This is a genomic window from Vallitalea pronyensis, assembly GCF_018141445.1.
In the GTDB taxonomy this organism is placed as follows: Bacteria; Bacillota; Clostridia; order Lachnospirales; family Vallitaleaceae; genus Vallitalea; species Vallitalea pronyensis.
On the sequence record NZ_CP058649.1, the window covers coordinates 2858363 to 2879633 of the forward strand.

General features: G+C 35.9%; 20 protein-coding genes. 18 read left to right on the plus strand and 2 right to left on the minus strand.

Features of this window, described 5'->3' with window-relative positions:
• Window positions 1-85 precede the first annotated feature (85 nt).
• The 5 genes from recG (at window position 86) to HZI73_RS11845 (ending at window position 4391) form a co-directional block, all read left to right on the plus strand.
• Window positions 86-2143 (plus strand): ATP-dependent DNA helicase RecG, encoded by a 2058-nt coding sequence (gene recG / locus HZI73_RS11825; protein WP_212698428.1) that lies wholly within the window; start codon window positions 86-88, stop codon window positions 2141-2143.
• 192 nt (window positions 2144-2335) lie between these two features.
• Window positions 2336-2527, plus strand: coding sequence for an alpha/beta-type small acid-soluble spore protein (locus HZI73_RS11830; protein WP_212698429.1), 192 nt, complete (start codon window positions 2336-2338; stop codon window positions 2525-2527).
• A gap of 171 nt (window positions 2528-2698) precedes the next feature.
• Complete coding sequence (gene rsmD / locus HZI73_RS11835; protein WP_212698430.1) at window positions 2699-3292, plus strand: 16S rRNA (guanine(966)-N(2))-methyltransferase RsmD; 594 nt, start codon at window positions 2699-2701, stop codon at window positions 3290-3292.
• A 42-nt stretch (window positions 3293-3334) separates the two neighbouring features.
• The gene (gene coaD, locus HZI73_RS11840; RefSeq protein WP_212698431.1) at window positions 3335-3811 is read left to right on the plus strand and encodes a pantetheine-phosphate adenylyltransferase; all 477 of its coding nucleotides are present in this window, start codon (window positions 3335-3337) and stop codon (window positions 3809-3811) included.
• A gap of 58 nt (window positions 3812-3869) precedes the next feature.
• Complete coding sequence (locus tag HZI73_RS11845) at window positions 3870-4391, plus strand: ATPase (protein WP_212698432.1); 522 nt, start codon at window positions 3870-3872, stop codon at window positions 4389-4391.
• A gap of 18 nt (window positions 4392-4409) precedes the next feature.
• Here the strand turns inward: HZI73_RS11845 and HZI73_RS11850 are convergent, their stop codons facing one another.
• Entirely contained in the window at window positions 4410-5357 is a 948-nt protein-coding gene (locus tag HZI73_RS11850) for a hypothetical protein (protein WP_212698433.1), read from the minus strand.
• 80 nt (window positions 5358-5437) lie between these two features.
• Window positions 5438-6697 (minus strand): nucleotidyltransferase, encoded by a 1260-nt coding sequence (locus HZI73_RS11855; RefSeq protein WP_212698434.1) that lies wholly within the window; start codon window positions 6695-6697, stop codon window positions 5438-5440.
• Between the two features lie 281 nt (window positions 6698-6978).
• On the opposite strand from HZI73_RS11855, the gene pta reads away from it, so the two are divergent.
• The 13 genes from pta (at window position 6979) to smc (ending at window position 21269) form a co-directional block, all read left to right on the plus strand.
• Window positions 6979-7974, plus strand: a complete 996-nt coding sequence (gene pta / locus HZI73_RS11860; RefSeq protein WP_212698435.1) for a phosphate acetyltransferase — start codon at window positions 6979-6981, stop codon at window positions 7972-7974.
• Window positions 7975-8100: 126 nt separating this feature from the next.
• Window positions 8101-9291 carry an acetate/propionate family kinase gene (locus HZI73_RS11865; RefSeq protein WP_246552486.1) on the plus strand — a complete coding sequence of 397 codons (1191 nt, stop codon included), beginning with the start codon at window positions 8101-8103 and terminating at the stop codon, window positions 9289-9291.
• Between the two features lie 269 nt (window positions 9292-9560).
• A complete protein-coding gene (locus HZI73_RS11870; protein ID WP_212698436.1) occupies window positions 9561-10499 on the plus strand; it encodes an ABC transporter ATP-binding protein in 939 nt (312 codons plus the stop codon).
• An 11-nt stretch (window positions 10500-10510) separates the two neighbouring features.
• Entirely contained in the window at window positions 10511-11611 is a 1101-nt protein-coding gene (locus HZI73_RS11875) for an ABC transporter permease (protein WP_212698437.1), read from the plus strand.
• Window positions 11598-12689: an ABC transporter permease gene (locus HZI73_RS11880; protein ID WP_212698438.1), complete on the plus strand. Its 1092-nt coding sequence runs from the start codon at window positions 11598-11600 to the stop codon at window positions 12687-12689. The genes HZI73_RS11875 and HZI73_RS11880 overlap by 14 nt, the downstream gene beginning before the upstream one ends.
• Window positions 12690-12726: 37 nt before the next feature.
• The gene (locus HZI73_RS11885) at window positions 12727-13821 is read left to right on the plus strand and encodes a sensor histidine kinase (RefSeq protein WP_212698439.1); all 1095 of its coding nucleotides are present in this window, start codon (window positions 12727-12729) and stop codon (window positions 13819-13821) included.
• Window positions 13802-14440, plus strand: coding sequence for a response regulator transcription factor (locus HZI73_RS11890; protein ID WP_212698440.1), 639 nt, complete (start codon window positions 13802-13804; stop codon window positions 14438-14440). Before HZI73_RS11885 ends, HZI73_RS11890 begins: the two co-directional genes overlap by 20 nt.
• 185 nt (window positions 14441-14625) lie before the next feature.
• Window positions 14626-15162 carry a YceD family protein gene (locus tag HZI73_RS11895; RefSeq protein WP_212698441.1) on the plus strand — a complete coding sequence of 179 codons (537 nt, stop codon included), beginning with the start codon at window positions 14626-14628 and terminating at the stop codon, window positions 15160-15162.
• 15 nt (window positions 15163-15177) lie between these two features.
• Window positions 15178-15354, plus strand: coding sequence for a 50S ribosomal protein L32 (gene rpmF, locus HZI73_RS11900; RefSeq protein WP_212698442.1), 177 nt, complete (start codon window positions 15178-15180; stop codon window positions 15352-15354).
• Between the two features lie 116 nt (window positions 15355-15470).
• Complete coding sequence (gene plsX, locus HZI73_RS11905) at window positions 15471-16469, plus strand: phosphate acyltransferase PlsX (protein ID WP_212698443.1); 999 nt, start codon at window positions 15471-15473, stop codon at window positions 16467-16469.
• Between the two features lie 49 nt (window positions 16470-16518).
• On the plus strand, window positions 16519-16755 hold the full coding sequence (gene acpP / locus HZI73_RS11910) for an acyl carrier protein (protein ID WP_212698444.1): 237 nt from the start codon (window positions 16519-16521) through the stop codon (window positions 16753-16755).
• A gap of 80 nt (window positions 16756-16835) precedes the next feature.
• Window positions 16836-17525: a ribonuclease III gene (gene rnc, locus HZI73_RS11915; protein ID WP_212698445.1), complete on the plus strand. Its 690-nt coding sequence runs from the start codon at window positions 16836-16838 to the stop codon at window positions 17523-17525.
• 183 nt (window positions 17526-17708) lie between these two features.
• Entirely contained in the window at window positions 17709-21269 is a 3561-nt protein-coding gene (smc, locus tag HZI73_RS11920; protein WP_212698446.1) for a chromosome segregation protein SMC, read from the plus strand.
• Window positions 21270-21271: the final 2 nt, after the last annotated feature.

A 21271-nucleotide genomic window follows, 5' to 3' on the forward strand; every position in this document is an offset into this window, starting at 1 on the left:
GGATAATCTTCTGAGAAAGCCTCTAGCCATCTATCATGCTTTGATGAGATAGCCTCTTGTAGAATAAGCGAATAAAGGCGGCGTTATGATGAATTTGAATTTACCAGTCACCATGTTAAAAGGTATAGGGGAGAAAAAAAGTCGTGCATTACAGGTCATGGCTATTAGCTCCATTAATGATTTGTTGCATCATTATCCAAGAGACTATGAGAAAAACATGCCGATAACAGCTATTGCTGACAGCCGTATCCATGAGATGAACGTTATTCGTGGTACCATCTGTATGCATACGCAAAATATTAAAAAGCGTAACATGACCATCACAAAAACAAAAATAAGGGATCATAGTGGCGAGATATTTGCCATATGGTTCTCTCAGCCGTATCTTAAAAACAAGTTAAAAGCTGGTGATCACTTTATTTTCAAAGGAAAAGTAGAATATAAGTACAATATGGTACAGATACTATCACCAAACATTATAGAAGTAGATGCTTATGAAGAGCGTGTCAACTGTTTAAAGCCTATCTATCCATTAACAAAGGATATATCCATGAAATTTATAAGTGGTGCTATTAAGCAGGCGTTAACCTATACAAAGGGACAATTAAAAGATTTTTTGCCCGAGTCTATTAGGACAACCTATGCTCTAGCAGAATATAACTATGCCATCCATCAGATTCACGAACCGGATGATATGGAAGCTCTAGAGGTGGCAAGGAAGCGATTAGTTTTTGATGAGTTCTTATTGTTTGCATTAGGTCTTCATCTTATTAAATCCCATAGTCATGAGTTGCCTAACATGTATGTAATGGGTGAGATAAAAAAAGAAAAGGATTTACTTAATGCTTTGCCTTACACCTTAACCAATGCTCAAAAAAAAGTTTGGCAGGAAATTAAACAGGATATACAGTCACCCATTACCATGAATCGATTGGTGCAAGGTGATGTAGGATCGGGTAAAACAGTTATTGCTACATTAGCGTTATTAGCAGCTGTTGACCATGGGTATCAGGCTTGTATGATGGCACCCACAGAAGTTTTGGCAAAACAGCATTATGCTTCTGTTACAGAACTTTTGGACCCACTGGGTATACATGTGGTCTTATTAGTAGGCTCTACGACAAAAAAAAACAAAGAAAAAGTATATGAAGCCATTGAAACAGGCAGCGTTCAGGTTGTGATTGGCACCCATGCACTTATCCAAGAAAAAGTTAATTTTAAAAATCTAGGCATGGTCATTACGGATGAACAGCATCGTTTTGGTGTTAAACAGCGAGAAGTCTTAGCCGGAAAAGGTCACCATCCTCATGTACTTGTTATGAGTGCAACACCTATTCCTCGGACTTTAGCACTGATTGTATATGGTGATATGGATGTATCCATCATCGATGAGATGCCACCAGGCAGGCAAAAAATTGAAACTTATACAGTAAATACATCCTATCGTGACCGTATATATACGTTCATAGAAGGAGAAATTAATAAAGGAAGGCAAGTGTATATTATTTGCCCTATGGTAGAAGAATCGGAAACCTTGGAGCTTGAATCGGTTATAGCATACACGGACAAGATTCGTAAAAAATTGGATAAAAACATACGCATTGACTATTTACATGGCAAAATGAAACCTCAGCTTAAAAATGAAATAATGGAAAAATTTAGTGAGCATAAAATCGACCTGTTGGTTTCCACCACGGTGATCGAAGTTGGTGTTAATGTGCCTAATGCAACATTAATGATTATTGAAAATGCTGAAAGATTTGGTTTGGCAGGGTTACATCAGCTAAGAGGACGAGTGGGTCGTGGTAAGCATCAATCCTACTGTGTGCTTATTTCAGATTCTAAAAATCAAGTGACCAAAAAAAGAATGAAGATCATGTGTGAACATACGGATGGTTTTATTATATCGGAGTATGACTTAAAATTACGAGGTCCAGGTGATGTGTTTGGTAGAAAGCAACATGGACTTCCTGAATTTCAGATTGCAGATATTTTTAGAGATATAGATATTCTAAAAGATACCAATACACTTGCAAAGGATATTTTAAACCACAAGCAAACCTTGGAGGAAGAAGAGTACCGATATCTTCATGATAAAATAAAAAAATATTTTAGCCATCATGTGAAACAAATTGCATTATAATACCATTTCGTTATGCTGTTTTTGATAACACAGAAGTTATAGATGGCCTTTATGAAGTAGTAAAGTTTAGTTATACAGGCATTATTTTCTAGTGTAATAACCGTAGGATTACACATAATAATAGCGTAACCTAATTAAACAACCTTCGAAGGGTCAAAGAAAACAACATTGTAAAAATTGGAGGGTCTAGTAATGGCTAAAAACGTAGTTCCACAAGCAAGAGAAGCATTAGAAAAATTCAAATATGAAGTAGCAAACGAAATTGGTGTACCTTTAAAACAAGGATACAATGGTGACTTAACATCTGCTCAAAACGGATCAGTTGGTGGATACATGGTTAAAAAAATGATCGAGAGAGCAGAACACAGTTTAATGGGTCAATAATCAATCAATGAGACTAAGAAGCGATTTCGTAATCGCTAATAAAGAGGGTGTCCTATAAGCCTTTGGCTGGGATACCCTCTTAAACTATGTCATTCTTTTTGTTTTTTCTTGAATTCATGACCATAAGACAGAATTCTTATTGACAATTATGCTTAATACGATAAAATAAGAATGTACAATTTATTTTCAAAGCTTGTGTATAGAAAGGAATACAGCATGAGAGTAATAGCTGGAAAGGCTAGAAGGAGACCATTGGTATCACCAGAAGGGCTTCAAGTAAGACCGACAACCGATCGTACAAAAGAAACATTATTCAATATGATTCAACATGATGTGTACGATTGTGACTTTTTAGATTTATTCAGTGGTAGTGGTGCTATTGGCATAGAAGCGTTAAGCAGAGGTGCAAAACATGCAGTATTTGTGGATGAGCATAAGGCAGCACTCACATGTATTAAGGAAAATCTTAATAAGACCATGTTAATAGAAGCAGCAGACATATGCAGTATGCATGTTGTTAAAGCTTTGGAACAATTTAATAAACGTCAGCAAACATTTGATATCATATTTATGGATCCTCCCTATAACCATGGATGGGAAAGTCGTGTTATACCTCTTATTGTATCTTATGGATTATTAAATGAGGGTGGTATGATCATCTGTGAAAGTGCTATTGATACCTCAATGGATTTCGTTGATGATTTATCTTGTATGATTTTAAAAGAAAAGTATTTTAAAACAAATAAATTTACGTTCATTGGATGAACCTTTCATCATGTAATAGATTGTTAAATAGAGGTGACAGATATGAAAATTGGTGTTTATCCTGGAAGTTTTGACCCTGCTACTTTGGGTCATTTAGATATCATTAAAAGAAGTGCTAAATTAGTGGATAAGCTGATTGTGGGGGTCTTGCATAATCGTGCAAAAAATCCATTATTCACCATTGAAGAAAGAGTTAATTTGTTAAAAGAGCTAACGGAAGATATGGGCAATGTAGAAGTGGATAGTTTTTCAGGTTTATTAGTGGATTTTCTCAAGGAAAAAAACGCTGAGATCATTGTAAGAGGCTTTCGAGCTGTATCTGATTTTGAATATGAATTACAAATAGCTCAAACAAATTATAGTTTGGACAACAGTGTTGAAACCATATGCCTCATTACCCGGGTAGAATACTCCTTCTTAAGTGCAAGTGTGGTGAAAGAAGTAGCCATGTATGGTGGCGATATCAGCAACATGGTACCAGAAAAAACCATTGAGTATATGAAAAGAAAATTTCAGTAAAACGTATTGACAATAAAAAAACAATAATGTGCTAAGCATAATAGGAGGGGGAACAAGAATGAGTAGTATCATGGATTTAATAAATGAAATGGAAGATTATTTTGAAAGTTGTAACAAGGTACCTTTTTCCAGCAAGATCATGGTTAATCCTGAAGTCATCTATGAGTTAATCACCGATATGCGTCTTAAAATTCCTGAAGAGATAAAAAGATGTCAAAGAGTCCTTGATGAAAAAGATAAAATCATCATGGAAGCAAAGCAGCATGCCCTTAATGTGGAAAAAGAAACAGAAAACAAAATGCTTGAGATGGTTAACGAACATGAAATCATGCAGCAAGCTTATTCAGAAGCGGAAACGATCTTAACGGAAGCAAAAAATACATCACGAGAGTTAAAATTAGGTGCTTACGAATATGCTGATGAAATATTAGTTAAGATTGAGGAAGCAGCACGAGCTACCATGATAGAAACCCAAAGTGCCTATCAACAAATGGAAGCTTTTATGAATGGACAAGTGGAGATGCTTTTGAATAACCGTCAAGACCTGCAAGATAGGAAAGTCAAAAGAAAAAGCAGCTAAGTGCATAATAGCTATGCTCTATAATAATGGTATGAATAGAAATGCTGTGATAAATGTTATTACAGCATTTATTAATTTTGCCATGATATAGGGTTTTATGTGTAAGTCTGTGTCATGAATAACGCTGGCTGTTTGGGCATGAACAGAAAAAGTTCCAAAAGCAACCAAAGTGGATAATAATACAAATCTTACGGGCAAAGTGGCAGATGCACTTACTAAGAGCTTGGTACCATTGGCTAACTCCATCAAACCAAAGGTAAAATCTTTAAGAATATGACCTTGAATAGGAATTAACTTGAGGCAGTTCATGATAATGGAGAAAAAAATAATATAGCCTCCAATTTTTACAATAAGGGTAATAGCATTCATGATACTCTCATCGAATATGGAAAAAGTAATTTTTCGACTAGTATGTTTTGCTGAGCCTTCATGATGGTTATGGGATAATGCCTTAGCATAAACAATACGATAAATACAGGCGGTTATTATATTGGCAGTATAGATGACCATGAGCATGAGGATGCCTATGGCTGCTCGACCAAACAAGCCTGTGGCGATAAAGCCTATGATGAACATGGGACTAGCATTATTGCAGAAAGTAAGCATGTATTGAGCTTGTGGTAACGTAACAGCCCCCTTTTTTAATAGATCAGCAGTAATCTTTGCACCAACAGGAAAACCAGATAAAAGACCTGTTACAAAAGCATAACCGGCTACACCAGGTAGACCGAAAATTCTACGCATAATAGGCGTTAAAAAGATATTAATATAGTAGATAATGTTGGAATTAATGATCAAATTGGATAAGAGTATAAAAGGAAATAATGTAGGAATCATCACATTGAACCACAATAATAAACCTTCTTCAGCAGCTTTCATAGATGACTTTGGCATAAGAAGGACAAGGCATAATAAAAGGATGAGAAGGAGGTTAATCATAAAGTTTTTGGTTATTTTTCTTTTCATAAGAGGACCTTTTCTATTGGCATTATTAATACAAGTATATTGAACTGTAAGTTTTTTTAGAACAGGTCCATGACTAAGCGCTATAAAATAATAACAGGTTGGGTATAGTCGGTTTTAATGGATGTGCCGTATTTGTTACCCAGTGCAATATTATAGAGGTCAGTCGCTTTCATTTCATCTTCTAACATCCGCAGCTGAAGATTATCAAGAGAAGGGATACTATCAGCTACATTGGATATAATGGGTAATGTGGCATGACGTTTTAATCGCTTGAGTAAATCCCCATTATTTTTCTTAAAACCAAGAAGCTTAATGTATTGCACATAACCTCTATCCACAAATGCTTGGAAATCTTTTTTGGTAAGGCCTAATAAAATATGCAACAAGGTCCGTTGAATCCTGGATATAGGATAACGCTTGGTACGGGTATAATCAACGATATAGCTAATGGGCTGATAACAACTAACTGCTTTTTTAAATCGGTTTTCAATACCTTCACTAACATCCATATAGGATTCAAGCAAGCTGGATGTGGCATTTTTTAATTGATAATTCATCATTGTAGAAAAATCATCATAATCCATAGGAGCAATACATCCATCAATGGCTTCTGCCAAATACCTTAAAGCTTTTTTGGGCATACAATGGGTAAGATGGCTAATGTCAGGTTGATTTACTAATGATTGTCGTATTGCTGTTGCAGAGGATAAACACATCTGAAGATCATCTGCATGATAAGATGAGCCGATACGTTTAATGGTATATGGTTTAATGGGACTACGGAGTTTTTGCAAGGCTTTTAAGTACTCGATGCCCAGTATATTATTAGGTGAGCCAATTAAGTCAATCAATGTATCTTTGTCTATATCTAAGTCTTCTTGATGAGTGAGATAATGAATAAGTGCATTTGCTCTAGCTGTTACAAAGCTATTTCCTTGTTGGAGGAATTGGTTTAACTTTTCCTTAAAAAGTGGTGGTTCATGGCATAAGATAGACGCTATCTGCCCAAGAATATGGGGGTCACCTATTTCACTGCCAAAACATAGGCAATCAACCATGCCAAGATCATGTAATACTTTTACAGATGCATAAGCAAAGAACTCAGCACTGGAAGTTGAAAAGTGTACGGGGAGTTCAATGACCAGGTCCGCACCGCATGAAAGTGCCATTTTTGTTCTCGTCCATTTATCAACAAGCGCAGGCTGCCCACGTTGTACAAAATGACCGCTCATAATGATGACACATTGGTCCGCACCTGTGATGCGTTTAGCTTCTTCCAATTGATACTGATGACCGTTATGAAAAGGATTATATTCAGCAATAATGCCAACTGTACTCAATATATAACACCTACTATCTATAAAAAAATTCGGGATTGATGCACAATCTCACCATGTATGACTTAATATTAAAGTATAATATCTATTTAATCAAGGGATAAATGAAAAACCGTAATAACATAAAAGGTTTTTGACAAAAATAGTAAAAAAAGCAAAAAAAATATTAAAAAAATTAAAAAAAACATTGTATACAATAAACATTGATATTATAATAGAGTTAAAGAGGAAAGTTTATACCACCTAGATTATTTTTGTTGAGGTTTTGAAAGGAGATTATTAAGTTGAGTTTTATAAACAGCATTAAGGAAAGAGCAAGACAAGCAAAAAAAACAATTGTATTACCTGAGTCCTTAGAAAGAAGAACCTTAGAAGCTACAGCACAGATTATCAAAGAAGATATTGCGGATGTCATCTTAGTTGGCAACAAAGAGGACATTGAGAAAGCAGGAGAAGGTCTGGAGATTTCTAAGGCTATTTTTGTTGATCCCATGTCCTTTGAAAAAATGAATGCTTACATTGATTTATTAGTAGAACTGCGTAGCAAGAAAGGGATGACAAGAGAAAAAGCAGAAGATATTCTTAAATCGGACCCTCTTTATTTGGGTGTGATGATGGTAAAAGACGGTATGGCAGATGGTATGGTAGCAGGTGCCATTCATTCAACGGCTAACGTGCTTCGTCCATCCTTACAGATTTTAAAAACTGCTCCAGGTACGAAACTGGTATCGTCATTCTTTGTTATGGTTGTACCTGACTGTACCTATGGTGCTAATGGCACATTCATATTCTCCGACTGTGGTTTAGTCCAGAATCCAAATGCAGAAGAATTAGCATCTATTGCATTAAGTTCAGCCAAATCATTTGAAAATCTAGTGGCTGAAGAAGCCGTAGTTGGCATGCTGTCCCATTCTACAAAAGGAAGTGCAAAACACCCTGATGTGGATAAAGTACTGGAAGCTACACGTTTAGCAAAAGAGCAGAACCCTGATGTGAAATTAGATGGCGAATTTCAATTAGATGCTGCAATTGTACCAAGTGTAGGTGCTTCTAAGGCTCCCGAAAGTAAAGTAGCTGGAAAAGTTAATGTTCTTGTTTTTCCAGACCTTGATGCAGGTAATATTGGTTATAAATTAACACAAAGACTAGCAAAAGCGGATGCTTATGGTCCAGTAACGCAAGGTATTGCTAAGCCTGTTAATGACTTGTCAAGAGGCTGTACAGCAGAAGATATTGTAGGTGTTGTTGCGATAACAGCGGTACAAGCTCAGAATCAATAATCTGTAAATCACATGTGTAATCGTACATGAAATGGCGTTAGTTAATTATCCGTAGTAGAAGTAGATATAAAACGTTACTTGAATAGTAAGTCAAGTAACAATAAAATGGCAGAGGAGACAAGGAAATTGAATATTTTAGTATTAAACTGTGGAAGTTCATCACTTAAGTATCAATTAATTAATATGGAGGAAAAGAAAGTATTGGCAAAAGGTATCTGTGAGCGAATCGGTATCAATGATTCACAGATTAAACATACACCTATTGGTAAAGAGGCTGTTATTATCAAAGGGGATATGCCAGACCACAAGAATGCAGTACAGTATGTGATTGATGCACTCGTGTCCAAAGAACATGGTGTTATTGACAGTATGGATGCAATTAATGCAGTGGGTCATCGTATTGTGCACGGTGGTGAAGAATTTGCTAGCTCAACAGTGATTACAGATGAGGTTATTGAAGCTGTTAAAACATGTTCAGACTTAGCACCTTTACATAACCCAGCAAACTTAATTGGTATTGATGCATGTAAGCAAATCATGCCAAATATCCCAATGGTAGGTGTATTCGATACAGCTTTCCATCAAACCATGCCTAAAAAATCATATCTATATGCTTTACCTTATGCATATTATAGAAAATATAAATTAAGAAGATACGGTTTCCATGGTACGTCTCACAAATATGTGGCTTATCGTGCAGCAGAATTCCTTAATCGGGATATAAAGGACATGAAAATTGTCGTATGTCACTTAGGTAATGGTGCCAGTGTATGCGCTGTTGATGGTGGCAAGTCTGTTGACACAAGTATGGGTCTAACACCTCTTGAAGGTCTTGTAATGGGTACACGTTCTGGTGACATTGATCCAGCCATTCTTCAATTCCTAGCAGAAAAAGAAAATAAAACCCTGGAAGAAGTAACATCCGTTTTAAATAAAGAGTCGGGTGTTCTTGGTATTTCTGAAATCTCCAGTGACTTTAGAGATTTAGAGAATGCCATAGCACAGGGGGACAAAAAAGCAGCATTAACCATGAATGTATTCTGCTATCGTGTAGCAAAATATGTGGGTGCTTATGCTGCTGCTATGAATGGCATAGATGCCGTTGTATTTACGGCTGGTCTTGGTGAAAACAATGGCGCAGTTAGAAGTGAAATCTGTTCTTATCTTACATTCTTAGGCGTCAATGTAGACGAAGAAGCCAACAAGTGTCGCAGTATTGAAAGAGATTTCTCTCATGAAGACGCAAGAGTACGTACACTTGTTATTCCAACGGATGAAGAGATGATGATTGCTCGTGAAACAGCTAAATTACTATAAATAATCAATTTCTTAGTTAGGCTATGATTATTTAGATAATCATTTGTATGACTTGTATAAGAGCAAATATAATTGAATGGCTATAGAACAATAGAAGAGATATGACAATTGTCATGTGTAAAAAAGTATTTTCCTCACTACCAAGAGGGAGATACTTTTTTTATAATGTCATTATAACCTAATATGTCTTCGTTAAAGTGTTTGGTTTTTGCGATGTTTATGACATATAGAAGTTTGCGTAGTTATGGCATAGTTAATATAAGAAAGGAATGAACGTGATGTATGTGGTAGAAACCCATGATTTAATTAAGCGATATGGTCAAGATATTGCTCTTGATCATGTAAACGTGAACATAGAGGAAGGTAAGATTATTGGTTTGTTAGGACCTAATGGAGCTGGTAAATCCACATTTATCAACACCATATCGTCCATTATACCTTATGATTCCGGTCATGTTCAGTTATTTGGAAAAGACATGAGAAAACACTTGAAAGCATTAAAAAAATATATTGGTATCGTACCCCAAGAATTATCCGTCTATTATGATATTAGTGCCTACGATAATGTTTCTTTTTTTGCATCCTTATTTGGTTTTCGAGGCAATGAGCTCAAAGAGCAAGTAAAACAAGCCATGATGTTTACCAACTTATGGGATAGGCGAAAAGATAAACCCAAAAAATTCTCAGGTGGTATGAAAAGAAGATTAAATATTGCTTGTGCAATTGCTCATCGGCCTCGGCTTATCATTATGGATGAACCAACAGTGGGTGTTGACCCTCAATCTAGAAATCATATACTAGAATCTGTTCGTTACCTTAATCAGCAGGGAACAACCATTATCTATACAACTCATTATATGGAAGAGGTAGAAGCCCTGTGTCATCACGTAGAAATCATGGATAAAGGGAAAATCATCGTAGGAGGTACCCTTCATCAGTTAAAAAATATGATTTCGGATGATCATACTATACAGATTGAATTATCGGCGTCTAATTATACCCTTGTTGAAGCCATTAAAAAAATAGGTGGTATTAAAGAAGTGACGATGGATCATCATATATTGACCATTATCTCCCAACACAAAAATATTGAAGCCATTGTTGCCACCGTGCAAGCAAGTGGAGGGTCCATTGAGGGTATTCACATGAAGCAATCCAGTCTTGAGGATGTTTTTTTAACGTTGACAGGAAGAACATTAAGAGATTAGGGGGGAGACTTATGTTTGCTGTGTTTCGATTAACATTAAAAAGGAATATGCGAATGGTACCATTTACGTTTTTTTTAATTCTATTAACCTTAGTATTAATCTATGTTATTGGTAATGCTTTGGAAGAAAGACAAGAGACAGGAGTTATATACCATGAAAAAATTGCATTGCTGAATGCATTAGATGGTCATTATGGTGAAATGTTGGACCAGTTAATGGAGGACGAAACATTTGGTGATGTGTTTCATGTCATGAACATGGAAAACATAGAAGAAGGGTTACAAGGCATTGAAGATAGGAAGTTTGAGACATTTATACATGCTGTTAAGGAGGGGAGTCAAAATGTATTGACGATCTATTCCATTAACCCTTTGTCTCCAATGGGAAGCATTGTATCAACCTTTGCTGAAACATCTAATTTTAAGCTTAATGCCCATATTAGGGGAGAACAATGGGAGAAGGAGAACCCAAAAAGTATGTTAGTGAAAGAGCAAAGCCATGGGGGTACACCCATAGGTATTGATTATTACTGTGTACAAACGCTTTTGCAGATGTTGGTATTAGGGGGCATAGTAGGTGTGTTTTCAATGCTTGAAGATGTAGACAAAAATACCTATATACGTCTTAAAAGTTCTCCTGTCACAGAAATACGTATCATGATTGCCAGATTAGCAGCGAACATCTGTTATTTGTTTACAATAGCGGTGATGATTATTGGGCTTTCAGCCTTTCTATTTGGTGCCAATTGGTCTGGAAATTATGGCATCATAGCAATAGCCATTCTTTTACACGTGACCATTGTGACAGGCCTAGGTATGTTTGTAGGCTTAGTATCGAAATCAATAAGTGTTTCTATTGGCATCATGATTATCTTTCAAATTATTTTTTCTAAGTTATCAGGAGCATTTGGACCAGACCCAACCACTGGGATATTGTCTTACATGTCCCCAAATGTCCATGCAAAAAACCTGTTGTATGGGACCATCTATCAAGGAAGTCATGGTTTAATGATAGAATCCATGGTTGCTTTAATCATTATATTATTGGTTATCTTCGTTTCATTTTGTATGGTATATGGATGGAATAGGAGGGAAAATTATGGTTGTTTATAAGAACAATATAAAACGTTTATTCACAAACAAGGCTAGGCTTTTTATTATTTTTGTTCTACCCCTTTTATTTTGTGTACTATTCTTAAGTGATAGTAACGAAATCACAGTGAAGATGGCAGTAACGGATGATGATCAGACTAAAGTAACAAGGGATTTAATCAAAGCACTAAGCAAGCATAACAGCATAGTGGAGCAAAAGGAAGATACCATCAACGATTTATTAATTATAGGTGCTTTGGATTATGCCATCACCATAGAGGAAGGCTTTACAGAGCGTTTGTTACAAGGAGAAGAAGTGCATATAAACGAACATTACTTTATCGATTCTGGAAAGATTCAACCGGTTAGAATATATATCAATAACTATATGGATAATATACAGCAAACCATTGCAAACGCAAGTAATAAGGATGATGTATACCATCGTTTGGATAACCAAAAGGCTTATTTCAGGGTTCATCAAGAGACCCAATATAAAAAATCCCCTGAAGAAGCTGTTGCAGCCATTGGTATGATGTTACAGTTTATATTATTCATGTCCGTCGTAACAACCGCATTACTCCTCATTGATAAAGAGAAAAAAACCATCTTACGTATCATGACATCCAATATGTCAAAGATGAGATACATGGCGGAAAATCTACTAAGTTTTATTACCATTGCTATGATTCAAATCCTATTTATCTTTGGCGTTTATATAGGGATAATGGGTTTTCACTTTGATGAGCTAAGTTATACATTAATACTTATATCTCTTTTTGCAGTCGTAGCCATGACCTTTAGTATGCTCATTGTATCCATGGTAAAGCGAGAGATAATCGCCTATGGTGTTATTTTATTTAGTGCAACCCCACTGGTGATGATTGGGGGAGGGTATTTTGATCCGGCTATGATGTCTGATGGTTTACAAAAAGTGGCTAAGTTTGTTCCCACAACTTGGGTAATGGATGGGGCTAGAGACCTACTCATCCATTATGATACCAGCAAAATCTTTAACAACTATGCTGTTCTCTTGACATTTGCAATAACATTTTTTATGATGAGTATAATAGCTTATCGTAAAAATACCATTTATTAGAACTGTTTAATTTGATGAAAGGTCAGGCGTTCATGTGATGAAGTATATGGTAAAAGCTTTAATCATAGGGAGCATTGCATTTGAAATGGCTCAGGTGTCCATTACATCCATGGATATTATTTTCTTCCTGTTATTAATAACGGTCACTTTGTCTATGGAAGAAGTAGGTAGAAAGTGGCAAACATTGATTTTTTTGTTCGAGTGCATCATGATGATCTATATGTATGAAGGGTTGGGTTTTTCCAGTACAGTTTTAACACTCATGATATTCGATAGTTTATATTTTGGATTTTATGTGGGCTTACTACCTGTTTTGTACATGATGCTTACGGGTTTACCCATGTTTTCAATGATGCATCACATGCTACTATTTGTCATGACAGGAGCCACCGCATATGTATTGAAAAGAAGTAAGGCAAAAGAAATACGTGATAGAAGTATATTGGATAATGAACGACGTGTCAGGTATGATTTGGAAGTGGTGCAACATGCCTTGATACAATCCAATAAAGAAATTGAGCGTTTAACGGAGGTAAAGGAAAGGAATCGTATCGCCAGAGATTTACATGATAACATAGGGCATAGTATGGCAGGTATGTTGATGCAATTACAAGCAGCAATAAAAATTCTTCATACCAATAAACCGAAGGCAGAAGGCATGTTATATGGGTGTGTAACGAAGCTTCAAACATCTTTGGAAACCATACGGGATACGGTGCATAATATGTATCACGTTAAACGTGTGACTATGGATACCCTTAAAAGGATAATAGACCAATATACCTATTGTACAATTGATGCCACCTACGGAGGAAATTTCCTGCATATCCCTGAGAATCATTTTAAAGTATTAAGCTTTGTACTAAAAGAAGCTCTTACCAATGTGAGTAAACATTCAGGTGCTTCTCATGTACAGGTACATATGACCAATACTGGCAAGCTTCTTAGAATGCAAATAAAGGATAATGGTAAAGGCTATCAGGGTACAGCAGGAGGTGTTGGCTTAAGAATTATGAGAGAGCGGATTGAACAATTGGATGGATATTTTAGTATTGATGGTGAAAATGGCACACGCATTGTATGTGTTATACCCGTAAGAACGGAGAATGAACATGAGAATTATGATAGTTGATGATGATACACTGGTTAGTGATGGTCTAAAAATTCTAATAGAAACAGAAGAGGATATGGAAGTGGTAGGCGTTGCAGCTAATGGTAGAGAAGCTTTTGAACAATGCGCTACTCAAACACCAGATATTGTCTTAATGGATGTTCGAATGCCATTGGTTGATGGCATTGAAGGCACCAAGATGATTAAAGAAAAGTTTCCTCATATAAAAGTTCTTGTGCTGACGACATTTAAGGATGAGGCTTATATTATTGAAGCCATTAAAAACGGTGCAGAAGGTTATTTATTAAAAAATCAATCAGCGGATGTCATCATTGAAAGTATAAGAACCTTAAATAAAGGTACTTTTGTGTGTGAAAAAGGGATTATGGATGTATTCAAGAGCATGATTCACCAAAAGCCTAAGCAGCAGCTAGATGCCTTAGATCAGTATGGTCTGAGTGCAAGAGAGATAGAGATTCTAGCCCTCATAGCAAAAGGATTAAGCAATAAGGAAATTGGCGAGATGCTCTATATCGGTACAGGAACGGTTAGAAATTATATTACATCCATTCTTGATAAATTACAATTAAGGGACAGAACACAATTGGCTATATTGTACCTAAAACTACATGGCCACTGACGTGTCTTTTGTATAAAGCAAATAACATGATAAGCATACATTTATAAGAAAAGATAGTCTATGACTTATTTCGCCAGATAATTATGAATGCATGCAGATGTTGTAAAGGCCTATAAAGTATCCTATTTTTGCTAAAAGCGTTGACAAAAGTATGATTGATATGTATAATTACATGTGGTTATTTTATGCGAGTAAACTTTCCAAATATAAAATATATATGGGGTGAGGTTATGCACATTAATTTAACTGACTTTTTATTCGATCATGAGACGAATAGAGAATTATCGTCAGACTTAGGTGTTAAACAGTTAACTCTTGGCGGAAATAAGATTCAAGTAGAGGATGTTCTTCATCTTGATTTGCAAATGACAAATCTGGGAGAAAAGAAAATTCATTTGGAAGGTTGCTTAACAGGCACATTGATGATGCCTTGTGACCGATGTATGGATGAAGTTCACTACACCTTTGAAACTGATTTTTCTAAAGATGTACAATTAGATGATCCTGATATCTATTATGTAGAAGGTCATCATCTAGATTTAGAAAAATTAGCTTTAAGCGAATTAATTATTGAGTTACCTATGAAAGTTTTATGCAGTGAAACCTGCAAAGGTATTTGTAACCAATGCGGTGTTAACTTAAATCAAGAAACTTGCAGCTGCGACCGCAGTGACATAGATCCAAGATTAGCCGTTTTTAAAGATTTAATGAAAGAGTTTTAAGGAGGTGTTAGGCACATGGCAGTACCAAAAAGAAAAGTATCCCAAGCTAGAAGAGATAAGCGTCGAGCTAATTGGAAGTTAACAGCTCCTAACTTAGCGAAATGTAGTAAATGTGGGGAATTAATTATGCCTCATAGAGTGTGTAAAGCATGTGGAACTTACAAGAATAAAGTAGTTATTGAAACTGAATAATTATAAGGCAGCGTAAGCTGCCTTTAATTATTCATATCATTAATTTCAAAATAGTTATTGAAAAGATGAACAAAGTTTAGTATAGTATTTTTAGAATGTAGATTAGGGGGTACTATATGCAGGATATGATAACTGTTGCAGTTGATGCAATGGGAGGCGATCATGCCCCAGCAGAAGTTGTAAAAGGTACGATCGATGCTATAGCGGATAACCGTAACATAAAGATTTACTTAGTTGGTCATAATATTAGCATAAATGATGAGCTTTCTAAGTACACATATAATAAAGAACAGATAGAGGTAGTTGATGCTAAAGAAATAATCGACCTTCATGAATCACCTGTTATGGCCATACGAAGAAAAAAAGAATCTTCAATTGTAAAAGGGCTAAAGCTTGTAAAAGAAAAAAAAGCGGATGCTTTTGTTTCTGCAGGCAGCACAGGTGCTCTGCTTGCTGGTGGAACATTTGTTGTAGGTCGAATAAAGGGTGTTGAAAGACCTGCACTTGCACCGTTTATACCCCATAAAAAAGGTGTCTCTTTGCTCATTGATTGTGGTGCAAATGTAGACTCTAAAGCAAGTTACTTGGTGCAGTTTGCTAAGATGGGTTCTATCTATTACGAGAATGTTTTGGGGGTAAAGAATCCAAAAGTAGCGTTAGTAAATATTGGAGAAGAAGAATCCAAGGGGAATAGTCTTGTAAAAGAAGCCTATGCATTATTGAAACAAGAAGACGACATTCAATTTATTGGCAACATTGAAGCAAGAGATATATCGTCAGGTAAAGCGGACGTATTGGTGTGTGATGCGTTTGTTGGTAATATTATACTTAAATATACAGAGGGATTTGGTTTAACGTTACTCAGTATGTTGAAGGATGCTTTCTTACAAGATACCCGATCCAAATTGGGAGCTTTGTTGTTAAAACCAGCTCTTAAAAAGTTTAAAAAGCAATTGGATTATACCGAATATGGTGGCGCACCACTTCTTGGCTTGGAAGGGCTTGTTGTGAAGACACATGGCAGTTCGGATGCGAAAGCCATCAAAAATACCATTATTCAGTGTAAAACCTTTGCAGAACAAAACATTAATCATAAAATTAAACAAAAGTTTTAGCTTAAGGTAAGAGAAAATAATAAATAATCCTTAAAAGGGGGCAATCAAAATGGAATTTGAAAAGTTAGTAGCCATTATATCTGAGTTCACCAATATTGATGAGGATAAGATTACAAAAGAGACGAAATTTGTTGACGATCTTAATGTGGATTCACTTGATTTAGTACAGATTATTATGGCAGTTGAAGAAGAATTTGATATTGAAATTGACAACGAACAAGCTGAAAAGATTGTCACAGTTAATGATGCAGTTGAAGCCATTAATTCAGAAATTAATAACGACTAATCTAAGCCCTTACGTTTAAGGGCTTTACTATTATTAGCTACCTCTAAATATGTTATCATAAACAAGGAGGAGGGAATATTTTGAGGAATAAGTATCGGAACTTGAATGAGTTTCAGAAAATTGTAGGTTATAGGTTTAAGGATGTAAAATTATTGTCTCAAGCACTTACCCATAGCTCTTATGCTAATGAGCACAAGATGTCTAAGTTTGAAAACAACGAACGCCTTGAGTTTCTAGGAGATGCGGTACTTGAGATTGTAACCAGTGATTTTTTATTTGGGAAATATACAGACATGCTTGAAGGTGAATTGACCAAATTTAGAGCCAGCATTGTATGTGAACCTACATTAGCCAATTTTTCTAATGAAATAAGACTGGGTGAGTTTATTCGATTAGGAAAAGGGGAAGAGAACTCTGGAGGAAGATTTCGAGCATCTGTACTATCCGATGCAGTAGAAGCCCTTATAGGTGCTATCTATCTGGATGGAGAACTAGAAGCAGCTCGAGGGTTTATCCTTCGCACATTACTAAAAGATGTAGAGAAACGTAAGTTATTTATTGATAGTAAGACACATCTGCAAGAGATTATTCAAAAAACCAGTGAACATCCAATTGAATACATAATTGTAAAAGAAAAAGGACCCGATCACAACAAGCTATTTATGGTTGAAGTAAGACATGAAGGAAAAGTCATTGGTTATGGTAGAGGTCGCAGTAAGAAATCAGCAGAACAAGATGGTGCTTACGACGCTATTAAAAATATTAAATAACACAATTGACAGTGTACAATTGACAACTATTATGGGATATGTGTAACAATAAAGTTTCCCGCCATTGTTTATGACTTTGTCCTTGCAAGGAAACAAAGCCATCATACAATATGATTATATAATTGTCCATTGTTCATTGCCTATTGAAAGCCGCTAGTGCTTAAAGTAAGGTAAGGGGATACCATGCATTTAAAAAGTATTGAATTACAAGGATTTAAGTCTTTCGCCAACAAAATAAATTTCGAATTTGATGAAGGTATTACGGGTATTGTAGGACCAAATGGTAGTGGTAAAAGTAACATAGCCGATGCTGTCAGGTGGGTTCTTGGCGCCCAAAGCGCTAAGCAGCTTCGTGGCTCTAAGATGGAAGATGTTATATTTGCTGGTACTGAAAATAGGCGACCCGTCAGTTATTCCCAGGTGGACATTACCATCGATAATCATGATAGACGCATGGCTATCGACTACCTTGAAGTCACCATTTCTAGACGGGTATACCGTTCAGGTGAAAGTGAATTCTACATTAATAAGTCAGCTTGTCGTCTAAAAGACATTCATGAATTATTCTTGGATACTGGTGTTGGAAAAGAAGGTTATTCCATTATAGGACAAGGTCAAATCGATAAGATTCTAAGTACCAAACCGGAAGATAGAAGAAATCTTTTTGATGAAGCGGCAGGCATTGTGAAATTCAAGCATCGAAAATCAGATGCCTATAAAAAACTTGAAGAAGAAAAGCAGAATCTTGTAAGGATTAATGATATCATTCGAGAGCTTGATGGTCAACGGGACATGTTAGAAGGACAAGCTGAGGTAGCAAAAAATTATCTTGTATTGAAAGAAGATCTGAAAAAACACGAAGTGAATATCTTCATCAATGACTATGAAAAATTAAACAATGGGGTCAAAGACATTGTAGAAAAAGAGCAGGATATTCATGAAGAGATTCAGTCTGTTAAACATCAATATCAACAGGCTAAGGATAAACATCATGAGATGCAGGATCATATTGAGCAAATGAGCGGGTTGATCGATGAGAAGAAAGATGAACGAACAGCCTACAACATTGAAAAAGAAAAAATTGACAATAACATTAACATGACCAGTGAACGTATTCGTTCAATTAATGAAGCTATTACACGTATTGAAGAAAATATGGGTGAACTTCAGGCAAGATATGAGATGAATAAGGGCAATGTGGAGCAATATCATGGGTTGCTACTATCCTTGAACGAAGATTATAAAAAAGTTAAAGCGGGTCTCAATGATAAAGAAGAAAATTTACAAAAAATAAACAGTGATATTAAACTTCGAGAAGAAACCATTGAAGAGATAAAAACAAATATCATTGAAAGAATGAATGAAATAACCGTTGTTAAAAGTAATTTACAGCGTTATCAGACCATGTTGGAAAATGTTGAGAAGCGAAAAGAATTGCTCACAGAAAAAATGACCCAAGTCCATGGCGAACAAGCAGCATTGAAAGAGAAACATAAAAATCTTGAAACCTTATTAACAAATCTAAATCAAGATATTACTCATACAAAGCAGCAAATCAATGAGCTAGAGCAACAAGTGGACACGTGCAGCACTGAAAAACGTCAAGTCAGTGACAAACTAGGGTCACTGAATCAACAGTTAAACCAATTTCAATCCAGATACAATGCTCTGAATGATATTACAGAACACTATGAAGGCTATAACTACAGTATTCGCAAGGTAATGGAACTAAAAACGAAACAGAACTTATCAGGTGTATTAGGCGTTGTGGCAGATATTATTTCAGTGGATAAACAATATGAAACAGCCATCGAAACAGCTCTTGGTGCCGGCATACAGAATATTATTACCAAGGATGAAGAAACGGCAAAGTTATTAATTAATCATCTAAAAACCAATCGTTATGGACGGGCTACATTCCTGCCATTAACCAGTATACGTACAAACGGGTATCAGCAGACCCTTAGCCAAGAGAAAGGGTTTATTGGTTATGCAAGTGAGTTGGTTAATCATGACCAGCTCTATACGAATGTCATTAAGTATCTGTTAGGTCGTGTGGTCATCGTAGACCATATTGACAATGGTGTACGGTTAGCTAAGAAATTCAACTATAAGTTAAAGATTGTCACGTTATCTGGTGAGGTACTGAATCCAGGAGGCTCCATGACAGGTGGTAGCTTTAAAAGTAAGGGTAACAGTTTCTTATCCCGTAAGCGAGAATTAGAAGAATATCAGGTAAAAATTAAAGAGGTTGCAAGTCGTATTGAAAAAGGCAATGACCATCAAGAAAAACTTGTGGAAAAAGAAACGGCATTAAAAAAACAATTAGATGAACTTGTTAGCCGTAGTCATGGCCTTAATATTGAGTTAAATGCATCCCAGATGCGTATGAAACAAATGAACAAAGATAGGCAACAGAAGTCTCAGGAAATGGAAGATGGACAACGTGAACTTATGGAATTGGATGTTCAAAGCAGAGAATTAAAAGAAACCACTAATACCTATAATCAAAAATTATATGGGACAGAAAATGAAAATACAGACGCAGAAGATAAAGTTGTCTATTTAACGGATATGATTCAAAAGAAAAAGGTTGATAAAGAAGCCTTATCGGAAGAAATAACCCATCTAAAGATAAGCCTAACATCAACAGAACAGAAAATAAAAAGCACAAAAGAGAATCTTAGTCGATTGGAAGATGAATCCAATGACATCCAGCAGCAAAAGGAAAAAAACCAAGAAGAAATAACAAAAAATCAAGAGGATATTGCAGCCAAAACAGATATCATTCATCAATATAAACAAGACGTGGCCCTTATATTAGAGAAAATAGCAAGCATGGAAAAAGAAATTGAAACGTTGACTAGGGAAAAAGAGGCCATGACCCTTTCTCAAAATAAGTTATTTGAAGAACGTGAAGACTTAAGTCAAAAGGTGAATCTTCTAGAGAAAGAAGTTTTGCGACTGGGTAATTCTAAAATAAAGTATGAATTACAGATTGAAAATATTACCAACTATATGTGGGATGAATATGCTGTAACCTATAATATGGTTTTGGACTATAAAGATGATTGTGGCAGCATGACCCAGTTAAAAAGTAAAGTGAAGCATTTAAAGCAGGAAATTAAATTACTTGGTGACGTGAATGTCAATGCCATCGAGGAATATAAAGAGGTCATGACAAGATTTGACTTCTTAACAGAGCAAAGAGATGATCTCATTGAGGCAGAGAAGAAGCTCATTAAGGTAATTGGTGAACTGGATAAAGAAATGACAAAGCAATTCAAGTCACGATTTGATGAAATTAAGCATCAATTCAATGCAGTATTTCGTGAGTTGTTTGGTGGTGGACAAGGATTATTATACCTTGTAGATGAAGATAATATTTTAGAATCAGGGATAACCATTGAAGCCCAGCCACCAGGAAAAAAGCTACAGAGTATGATGTTATTATCCGGTGGTGAAAGAGCTTTTACAGCAATCGCTCTGCTATTTGCTATCCAGCGGCTGAAGCCCTCACCGTTCTGTGTACTTGATGAGATTGAAGCGGCTTTAGATGATGCCAATGTGGAACGATTTGCAAAGTATTTACAGAAACTCTCCAAAAATACCCAGTTTATTATCATCACCCACAGAAGGGGTACAATGGAAGCAGCAGATGCTTTGTATGGTATAACCATGCAGGAAAAGGGTATATCAACAAGAGTTTCAGTAAAGTTAATAGAGAATGAATTGACAGGTTAGGA

Excerpts from the sequence above, each read along its gene's own strand:
- smc (WP_212698446.1), top strand. The coding sequence starts at position 17,709 with ATGCATTTAAAAAGTATTGAATTACAAGGATTTAAGTCTTTCGCCAAC.
- HZI73_RS11850 (WP_212698433.1), bottom strand. The coding sequence starts at position 5,357 with ATGAAAAGAAAAATAACCAAAAACTTTATGATTAACCTCCTTCTCATC.
- HZI73_RS11845 (WP_212698432.1), top strand. The coding sequence starts at position 3,870 with ATGAGTAGTATCATGGATTTAATAAATGAAATGGAAGATTATTTTGAA.
- plsX (WP_212698443.1), top strand. The coding sequence starts at position 15,471 with ATGCAGGATATGATAACTGTTGCAGTTGATGCAATGGGAGGCGATCAT.
- HZI73_RS11830 (WP_212698429.1), top strand. The coding sequence starts at position 2,336 with ATGGCTAAAAACGTAGTTCCACAAGCAAGAGAAGCATTAGAAAAATTC.
- HZI73_RS11880 (WP_212698438.1), top strand. The coding sequence starts at position 11,598 with ATGGTTGTTTATAAGAACAATATAAAACGTTTATTCACAAACAAGGCT.
- rsmD (WP_212698430.1), top strand. The coding sequence starts at position 2,699 with ATGTACAATTTATTTTCAAAGCTTGTGTATAGAAAGGAATACAGCATG.
- HZI73_RS11890 (WP_212698440.1), top strand. The coding sequence starts at position 13,802 with ATGAGAATTATGATAGTTGATGATGATACACTGGTTAGTGATGGTCTA.
- HZI73_RS11875 (WP_212698437.1), top strand. The coding sequence starts at position 10,511 with ATGTTTGCTGTGTTTCGATTAACATTAAAAAGGAATATGCGAATGGTA.
- recG (WP_212698428.1), top strand. The coding sequence starts at position 86 with ATGATGAATTTGAATTTACCAGTCACCATGTTAAAAGGTATAGGGGAG.
- coaD (WP_212698431.1), top strand. The coding sequence starts at position 3,335 with ATGAAAATTGGTGTTTATCCTGGAAGTTTTGACCCTGCTACTTTGGGT.
- rpmF (WP_212698442.1), top strand. The coding sequence starts at position 15,178 with ATGGCAGTACCAAAAAGAAAAGTATCCCAAGCTAGAAGAGATAAGCGT.
- HZI73_RS11870 (WP_212698436.1), top strand. The coding sequence starts at position 9,561 with ATGAACGTGATGTATGTGGTAGAAACCCATGATTTAATTAAGCGATAT.
- HZI73_RS11885 (WP_212698439.1), top strand. The coding sequence starts at position 12,727 with ATGAAGTATATGGTAAAAGCTTTAATCATAGGGAGCATTGCATTTGAA.
- acpP (WP_212698444.1), top strand. The coding sequence starts at position 16,519 with ATGGAATTTGAAAAGTTAGTAGCCATTATATCTGAGTTCACCAATATT.
- HZI73_RS11895 (WP_212698441.1), top strand. The coding sequence starts at position 14,626 with ATGCGAGTAAACTTTCCAAATATAAAATATATATGGGGTGAGGTTATG.